Raw genomic sequence first — 6,880 nt, forward strand, 5'->3', positions numbered from 1 at the left:
CATGGATGGCGTTCGTGCAAAGGTTCATAACTATCTGGTGCAATTGGGTCGGATCAGCAAATACCACACCCAGGCGTTGCCCGATTTGCAGGCGGATCTCAATGGATGGGGTGAGGGTTGCACGTAGCATTTTCAAGCATTCCTTAACGATCAGATCAACCTTTACCTCCTGCCGTTCCTGCTCTGTCTGGCGACTGAAGGTAAGGATCTGTCTAACCAGTTCCTTCCCGCGCTGACCAGATTTAAGTACCACCTCTAAAAGTTCTTTCAGGCTGCTGCCTTTGCCTTCGGTTGTATCAAGAGCCAATTCTGTGCAGGTAATAATTGACGCCAGCGCATTGTTGAAATCATGGGCAATACCGCCAGCCAGTATGCCGATGGCCTCCATTCTCTGTGCTCGTCGTAGCTGATTTTCCAACTGTTGCTCATGGGTGATGTCGCGGACCATGGCGACGTAATTCAATATGGCTCCGTCAGTATCCTTTACGGTCCAGGTGGTCAGATCAAGCTCAAATATCGCGCCATCTTTACGTGTGTGCTGAAAATGTCGTACCGGTTGCTCATCATCGGTTGCCGACAACTGTTGTTGAATCGCTTCACATATTCGGCGCTCGCTTTTGTCGGAAAAAAGCTCTCTGATGGAGCTGCCGACAAGCTCTGCTGCCGTGTAGCCTGATATCTGCTCAGCAGCCGGATTTACATATTCAATCGTGCCCATGCTATCCAGAAGGTAAAGCCCGGAACGCATCTGTACGATAACCGATGCAAGTAACTGCCGCTGCTTTTCAGTTTCTTTGTTCTCTTCTGCAACACGCAGGGCAGTTATACCGTAGGAAAGGTCACTGGCTAGATTTGTTAACAGAGTAACTTCTTCGGCATCAAAGGTATCGGTGCCCGAGGAGTAGATCATCAACGCGGCAAAGGTCTGGGTCTGGTTGTTAAGCGGTAGAAAGATTGACGAGCAGAACCCTTGTTGCAAGCATCGTATTCGGCATACCTCACAGGTTACATCCTTTTGCTGGTGCTGGAGTACTACCGGTTTGCCGGTTTTGATGGCGGTTTTTATCGGCCCGTTGCCCAGGTCTTTGTTCATACAGGTTGATTTAAAAATCTCTACAAATTCACGATTTTCCCCCCAGCCTGCAACCGGGGTTATGGTTCGTTCCTCATCATCGGCAGCCAGGCCGACCCAGGCCATGCGATAGCCGCCAACTTCTATAAAAATCCGGCAGATATCGTTCATCAGCTGCTTCTCATCAGTAGCTCTGATCAAAGACTGGTGGCATTCGCTATAGGCCTTTAAAGCTCGAACAAGCCTGTTAAGTGGCTCCAACTTGCCGGATAAACTGTCCTTGCGGGTGTGTACGATCAGGAAGTAAAGCATCCAAGAGGTTGCCAGTATCAGGATAACGCTTTGTAGTTCTATTGCATGCAGAAGATCCCGTTCAAGAACCAGATTGGCAACCAGCATACTCAGATTCAAGAGAAGCCAGAGCCCGCCAATACAGGCATAAAATAGAGCAACTTTAAGGGGGCTAAACCGTTCAAGAATGTTTTTCATTGGTCGTCCAGTGGTATGGCTAGTTGCAGGATTTGGTCAGTATGTCGACGGCAGGTGGAACACCAAAGTAGCCCCGTTTCCCGGCGATCTCTATCAGGCTGCCGGAATCAGTCAAGAGTCGCACCTGTTTAAGTACATCATTCAGATGCAGGTTGAGACCGGTGGAAAGGTCATGGATGGTGCATGGACGACGACGGGCAAAGGCGATGATTTCGTCCTGATGGGATAGGCCAGTAGATTCTGTTGCAGCAGCAGGAGCAGGAGCATCGCTGATACAATCAACCAAACCTGAAAACAGACTACTGAGGTGGCAGAGTTGCCCATGTGTAACTCCGCAGGCGAACGATTCCGCCGGAGGTCGATACACGGTATTCAGTTGTACCCGTGCTGGTTTGATCCGCTCTACCAGCTTTGCAATCCTGCGCACTGACGGTTCATCATCACTAATACCGGCCAGTAATAATACCTCAAGCCAGACTTCGCCGGCAAAACGACCGGTAAAGTCGATCAGCCCCTGCACCATCTGATCAAAGCTAATACTGCTGTCGGGGCGGTTGGCCTGCTGGAAAGTCGTCGGATCTCCGGCATCCAGTGAAGGGAGCACCAGGTCAGCTGCCATAAGATCTTCCTGAACTTCTGGTAACCAGAGCAGAGAGCCATTAGTCAACACCGCAAGCGGCACTGTGGTCAACATCTTGATGCGGCGGATCAGTTCACCGATGCCACTGTGCAGGGTTGGCTCTCCGGAGCCAGCCAGACTGATGAAGTCTGGCTGGCTGTGATCGGACAGTTTACGCTGCAGTTCTTCCAGTATTCTGTCGTTATCGGCATACTTTTTTCGGGTAACGATGGTGCTGCCGATACTGCCTAATTGACAGTAGATGCAGTCATAACTGCAGATTTTATAAGGGACAAGGTCAATGCCCAGTGAACGCCCCAAGCGGTGGGAGGGGACTGGACCGTAGAGATACGTGTATGTGGTGGTACCCATAACTATCATCCCTTTCTGTTTCCAGCCGTAGATCTGGCAGAATCAGGTGAGCAGGGTTGGGGTAGTATCCTTCGGCGGCGTGTTCCCTTCGGCACAACAGGGCAGGTTGATGATAAAGGTCATCCCCATGCCGACATCGCTTTCAGCCTTAATCGTGCCACCATGAGCCTTGATGATGCCGTAGGAGACTGACAACCCTAAGCCGGTGCCACCGGTGCCTTTGGTGGTGAAGAACGGATCAAACAGTTTGCCCAGCTGTTCAGTAGGCACGCCGCAGCCTGAGTCTGAAATCTTTATTAAAACGCCGCCTTTCAGTTCAGCTGATTGCGTCGTGATAATCTGCAGCTCGCCACGCTTTTGATCCTGCATCGCCTGCCCGGCATTGATGAAGATATTGATAAAGACCTGCTTCAACTGGTTTTGATCAGCCATGATCTGTGGCAGATTGTTAGCCAGTTGCCGCAGTATAGCGACATTCTGAAAGACCGCCTGACATTCAACCAGCCGCAGGGAATCAATCACCACCTGATTGATATCACAGGTTGTCATCTTGGGTTGGTAGTCCCGGGCAAATTCCAGCAACCCCTTGACAATTCCTGCACAACGCTGGGCTTCGCTGCTGATAGTCTCAAGATCGCCCTTTAATGCCGGATCAAGCCGCTTGTCCTTGGCTGCCAAAGAACTGAAGATCAGGATGCCGGAAAGCGGATTGTTTATCTCATGGGCAATGCCGGCCACCAGTTCTCCCAGCGAGGCCAACTTTTCGGTGTGTACCAGTTGCATCTGCATCCGCTGCAGCTGTTCAGATCGCTCCTTTACCTTTTCTTCAAGGGTGCGCCCCCATTCCTCCAGATCATTGCGGGCCTGCCGGAGGTTGCTGGTCATTAGCTGAAAGGCACGCATCAACTCCCCCAGTTCATCATTGGAGGTGGGGGTCATTTCACAATCCAGCTGTCCCTGGGCCAGCCTGGCGGTGTGGCGAAGCAGTTCATTGACCGGACGATTAACCAGATGCAGGGTGAAGAAGGTAAGTGAAGCACCCAGCAGGATGATCAATAGCACGGTCAGCAGTATGATCCGGTTACGGTAGGAGGCAAGATCAGCCTTGAGGACATCAAGGGATACAATGATATCAACCACCCCCAACACCTTGGTGGATTCGGCGTGGGCATGGCAGGCGGCTGTGGAGCAGCTCTGTTCGTTCTGCACAGACCTGGCAAGCCCCATGACCTGCTTGCCGTTGGGCAGGGTAAAGAAACGGCTGCGCTCAAGCAGGGGAGGGCGGATCAGCGCCTGTCCCGGTTTGTGGCAGAGGTTGCACTGGGCAGCCTTGGTGTCCAGCGGCTGTCCAACTTCGTGGGTGGCGGTTGAGTGGACGATAATCCCGTTGCGGTTGATCATCCTGATCCGCTCAATTCCTGGACGATTGGCCACCTCATTGATCATCTGGTAGACGATGATGCGGTTGTCCACCAGCATCTGATGGCGGGTCATCCTGATGATGGTGGACGCCAGGTTGTCAAGATCCCGAATGGTGTTATTGACCAGCAATTTTTGCAGGTTGTTGATATTAACCCAGGCAAACAGGGTCATGAACAGCACAACCACGGTGCCGGTCAGGATGGTCAACTTCTGGATAAGCGAGAATCGGCGTGGCCGTAATGCCCCCAGGAATCGATCAGGCCTCAACATAATCCCGGGCCGCTATGCCAAGCTTCTTCATCATGGCCTGGAAGTTGGGGCGCAGCATGCCGGTCTCTTCGGCAGCGCGGGTGATATTGCCGCGATTACGCTGCAGGGCGTTCACCACAAAGGCCTTTTCAATATCTTCCACCGCCTGTTCCCGCAGGTGACGTTTGGTCTCTTTCAACTCTTCCACACTCAGTGGCACAGCCGTGAAATCCAGCAGTACTGTTGGGCTGGAAGCGTGGTTCAGTTCCAGGTCATCGGGGGTGATCAGGCTGTCTTCAGCCAGCACCACGGCCCGTTCAATGATGTTTTCAAGTTCACGGACATTGCCGGGGAAGCTGTAACTCTGCAGCACCTGCATCGCCCCGGCAGTTACCCCCTTGATATCCTTACCCACTTCTTCAGCCACGGTGCGTACCGTGTGCCCAACCAGCAGCGGTATGTCACCAATACGATCCCGCAACGGCGGCAGGTCCATCGGGATGATATTCAGGCGAAAGAACAGGTCCTCCCGAAAGGTGCCTTCTGCCACCATCTCACGCAGGCTGCGGTTGGTGGCTGCCACCAGCCTTATGTTAATCGGGGTTGGCTGCGTGCCGCCAATCGGGGTGACCTCCCGTTCCTGCAGTACCCGCAGCAGTTTAGCCTGGGTGGTCAGACTCAGGTTGGACACCTCATCCAGAAACAGGGTGCCGCCTTCCGCCACCTTGAACAGGCCGGTCTTGGTATGCATCGCCCCGGTAAAAGATCCTTTGACATGACCGAACAGCTCTGACTCAAGCAGGCTTTCCACCAACGAGGTGCAATCCACCGCCACAAAGGGATGGTCCCGTCGCGGACTGTGCTTGTGGATGGCACGGGCCACCAGCTCCTTGCCGGTGCCGGACTCGCCGGTGATCAGTACGGTGCTGTCAGTGGGGGCAACCTGCATAATCCGGCGATAGACCTTGACCATCTCGTGGCTCTTACCCACGAAACGGTCAAAGCCTTCACCATCTCGCAACTCCTTAAGCAGGTACAGGTCGCCCAGGTCCACAACCCGCTGTTCAAGGGCCAGTCTGATGGTGTTCAGCATCTCTTCCGGGGTAAACGGCTTGGCAATGTAATCCACCGCACCCAGTTTCATGACCTCTACGGCGCTATCCACCGATGAATAGCCGGTAATGAAGATCACCGGCAGATCAGGCTGAATCTCCTTGATCGCCTTCAGCACCTCCATGCCGCTGATACCGGGCATCTTCAGGTCAGTGACAACCAGATCAAATGGTTCCTGTTTGATCCGCTCAAGGGCGGCATGGCCATTGGCAAAGGTCTCCACCTGAAACGATTCTGACTCCAGAATTCTGCGTACCCCTTCTCGAATGGCAGGTTCATCGTCAATTACCAATAGCTTTTTTACGTCATCCATGGGGGCCTCTGTTTAGTAGTGGTTAATGATCACAGCAGTTGTCACCTAACGCTAGAGAACCGAACATAAAATTTTGAACCAGCACTTCTGGTGTCGCCACAGGGGCGCCGACATAGACCGTGATGCCGCTCTTGATAAACAGATCCTGAGCACGCTGTCCCATTCCTCCGGCAATGATCATTTCTACTCCCTGGTCAGCCAGCCAGCCGGGCAAAAGACCTGGCTCATGAGGTGGCGCTAGCACATCTTGCCGATTAGACAAAAGCCGCTGCTGCAGGTCAACATCAAGCAGTGCAAAACTTTCACAATGTCCAAAGTGATTGGTGAGTTTTCCGTCGGCTACTGGTATTGCAACTTTCATTGTTTTTCTCCTGTTTGTCTGCCTGCATTCTCTGTTTCAGGTCGATCATAGTCAAGGTTAAATTCCTGTAGGGCCAGCCAATAATCATCAAGCATTCTTCTGCGTTCAATATTTGTTGCTGCCCTGTTTTCAGAAAAGACCCCGCGAAAGGGGTAGCAGCGTTCTTGCCAGCATCCCCCGGTTGACATCTGCTGGTTGTGTGAAAGCTGAACCCATGAAACAACACTGGTGCTGGTTTTCATACTAAGCCCTCACTTATATCCCGCCCATGCAGAGGTACTTGATCTCCAGATAGTCCTCGATCCCGTACTTGGAACCTTCCCGGCCGATGCCTGACTCCTTGACGCCGCCAAAGGGGGCGATCTCCGTTGAAACCAGGCCGGTGTTGATTCCCACCATGCCGTACTCCAACGCCTCCGCCACCCGCCAGACCCGCCCGATGTCACGGGTGTAGAAATAGGAGGCCAGGCCAAACTCGGTATCATTGGCCATCTGGATCGCTTCTTCGTCAGTCTCAAACCTGAAGATCGGTGCCACCGGGCCAAAGGTCTCTTCCCGTGCCACCAGCATCTGCGGTGTTACATCACACAGGATGGTGGGTTGGAAAAAGGTGCCGCCCAGTGCATGGCGCTTGCCGCCCAATGCTACGCGGGCGCCTTTAGTGACAGCGTCGTTAATATGCTCTTCCACCTTTTGCACAGAGGCTTCATCAATCAGTGGTCCCTGCTGCACATCACCCTTTAGACCATCACCCACCCGCATCTGGGCCACAGCAGTTGCCAGCTTCTCTGCAAACAGATCATACACACCAGCCTGCACCAGCAAACGGTTGGTGCAGACACAGGTCTGTCCGGTGTTGCGATATTTTGA

The 6,880-nt window shown here is 53.1% G+C and carries 7 protein-coding genes; all 7 read right to left on the reverse strand.

The genetic code is table 11. The features are described from left to right. Positions 1–1,561, reverse strand: a 1,561-nt coding sequence (locus OEL57_RS12240) for a PAS domain S-box protein (protein WP_300740811.1), incomplete at its 3' end; no start/stop codon positions are given. A gap of 19 nt (positions 1,562–1,580) precedes the next feature. Further along, entirely contained in the window at positions 1,581–2,552 is a 972-nt protein-coding gene (locus tag OEL57_RS12245; RefSeq protein WP_300740812.1) for a radical SAM protein, read from the reverse strand. A 42-nt stretch (positions 2,553–2,594) separates the two neighbouring features. Next, positions 2,595–4,244 (reverse strand): sensor histidine kinase, encoded by a 1,650-nt coding sequence (locus OEL57_RS12250; protein ID WP_300740813.1) that lies wholly within the window; start codon positions 4,242–4,244, stop codon positions 2,595–2,597. Beyond that, positions 4,231–5,649: a sigma-54-dependent transcriptional regulator gene (locus OEL57_RS12255; RefSeq protein ID WP_300740814.1), complete on the reverse strand. Its 1,419-nt coding sequence runs from the start codon at positions 5,647–5,649 to the stop codon at positions 4,231–4,233. The genes OEL57_RS12250 and OEL57_RS12255 overlap by 14 nt, the downstream gene beginning before the upstream one ends. A 22-nt stretch (positions 5,650–5,671) precedes the next feature. Beyond that, the gene (locus OEL57_RS12260; RefSeq protein WP_300740815.1) at positions 5,672–6,010 is read right to left on the reverse strand and encodes a NifB/NifX family molybdenum-iron cluster-binding protein; all 339 of its coding nucleotides are present in this window, start codon (positions 6,008–6,010) and stop codon (positions 5,672–5,674) included. Next, positions 6,007–6,252: a hypothetical protein gene (locus tag OEL57_RS12265; RefSeq protein WP_300740816.1), complete on the reverse strand. Its 246-nt coding sequence runs from the start codon at positions 6,250–6,252 to the stop codon at positions 6,007–6,009. Before OEL57_RS12265 ends, OEL57_RS12260 begins: the two co-directional genes overlap by 4 nt. Positions 6,253–6,265: 13 nt before the next feature. Then, the coding region (locus OEL57_RS12270; protein ID WP_300740817.1) for an aldehyde dehydrogenase family protein at positions 6,266–6,880 on the reverse strand (615 nt) is incomplete at its 5' end.

The organism is Trichlorobacter sp. (assembly GCF_030247655.1).
Lineage (GTDB): Bacteria > Desulfobacterota > Desulfuromonadia > Geobacterales > Pseudopelobacteraceae > Trichlorobacter.